The sequence below is a fragment of the Streptomyces sp. WELS2 genome (assembly GCF_013870595.1).
Taxonomy (GTDB): domain Bacteria; phylum Actinomycetota; class Actinomycetes; order Streptomycetales; family Streptomycetaceae; genus Streptomyces.
In genome coordinates, this window is the sequence record NZ_JACBWZ010001060.1 from 1 (window position 1) to 1868 (window position 1868).

Below are 1868 nucleotides of genomic sequence, written 5' to 3' on the forward strand. Positions count from 1 at the left end.
CCGAGGGGCTCGCCTGTCCGCTGCACGGCACGGTGGGCTGTGCGGTGCCCGACCGGGCGGGGACCCCGTACCTGCTGGACCTGCTGACCGCGCCGGGGAACGGACTCGACGGCCTCGCGGGCAGCGAGCCGGACGCGCTGCACGCGCTCACCGCGGTCCTGGCCTGTCTGATCCGCGGCGCGCTGCACCGGGGCGCGTCCGACGGCGTGAGCACGGTGGAGCGACTGTTACGGGCGCTGGTGCGCTGGGCCGGCGCGGTGAACTCCACCGGCCGGCTGCCGTACGGGCAGCTCCGGCTGGCCGCGCAGTACGCCCAGGTCGCCGGGCGGCTGCGGATGCAGCGCGGGCAGAGCAGCATCGGCATGGCCTGGTTCGGCCACGGCCTGGGCTGGGCGGACGCGGTGCACGACGCCCCCGCCCGGGCGACCCTGCTCAGTGACGTGTGCACCCTGGTCCGGCTCGACCAGGACGCCGGGTCGGCGCTCGCCTACGCCGAGGCCATCGGCGCGGTGGACCCCGGGCGACGGTGGGTGGCCACGCTCTCCCACCTGTACCGGGCACGCGGGCACGCGCTCGGCCACGACGCCGCCGAGTGCCGGCGGCACATCGCCCTGGCACGGCGGTCGTTCGCCCGTCTCGGCCACCGGGACCTGCTGGAGGCGCCCTGGCTGTCCGGCGCCGAGGGCGAGATGAGGGTGGAGTCGGCGATCGGCGGGGCGCTGCGCGACCTCGCCGCCGCGACCGGCGACAAGGTGACGGCACGACGCGCCGTCCACGCCACCGCGCGGTCGCGTGCCCAGCTGCCGCCGCTGATGCGGGAGACCCGGCTGCTGCTCACCCTGCGCCTGGCCGACAGCTGGGCGTGCGCGGGGGATCCCGGCGCGGCGGTCGCCGTGGCGGCCCCGGTGCTCGACGAGGCGGTGTCCTCGCGCGAGTTGGTGACCAACGCCGAGTTGCGCGGACTGCACGGCAGGCTGCTCGCCCGCTGGGGTGACCTGCCGGAGGTCAGGGAGTACCGCGAGCGGCTGCCGGCCGCGGGGATCTGAACGGCTCCCGCCGCCCCGGGTTTTGCCGGTTTTTGCCAGGACGGGACGGCGGGCCGCGAGCCGTTGACCCTGGCACGGGGTGATGTGAGGGTTCGGCCAGCCCGGCGGCGTGGCGTGCCACCTCGGCGCGGAGCGGGCGGAGACACCGACACACCGCGGAACACCGGCCCTTGGATTGGCATGAGCACGTCCATTCGGCGCCGGGTGAGCCCCACGAACTCTCACAAGGAGCGACAACGATGCTGAGAAAGCTGGCGGTGGCCGGGACATCCCTGGCCCTGACGCTGGGAGGGGTGGTGATGCCGGCCGCCTTCGCCTCGGCCGCGCCGCACACCGCTCCCCCAGTGGGCAAACCGGAGCCGACCCCCGTCGCCAGAGCCGTCGCGGCCGCCGACCGAGCGGCACGCAGCGGCCTCGACGCGCTGGCCAAGGGCCCCGAGGAGCAGTACGACCGGCGGCAGGTCACCCCCTGGGTCAAGGGCCTGTACTCCGTCGCCTACGAGCGCACCTACCGGGGCCTGCCCGTGGTGGGCGGCGACGTGGTCGTCCTCGCCGACGGCGACGGCAAGGTCCGCTCGGTCCAGTCCGCCACCAAGGCCAGGATCTCGCTGTCCACCAAGGCCCGCGTCACCGCCGCACAGGCGGTCCACACCAGCCGGACCAGGCTCGCGAAGACCGAGAAGGTGGACTCCCGGCGGCTGGTCGTGCGCGCCGAGGGCGACCGCGCCACCCTCGCCTGGGAGACCGTGCTGACCGGGCGCACCAAGGCGAACGCCCCCAGCCGGCTGCACGTCTTCGTCGACGCGCGCACCGGAAAGGTCG

The 1868-nt window shown here is 75.4% G+C and carries 1 protein-coding gene and 1 pseudogene; both read left to right on the top strand.

What is annotated here, in order from left to right:
• Window positions 1-1046, top strand: a 1046-nt coding sequence (locus H5J33_RS33555; RefSeq protein ID WP_181798459.1) for an XRE family transcriptional regulator, incomplete at its 5' end; no start/stop codon positions are given.
• Window positions 1047-1285: 239 nt separating this feature from the next.
• Window positions 1286-1868: pseudogene (locus tag H5J33_RS33560) on the top strand (peptidase M28); the annotation flags it as partial.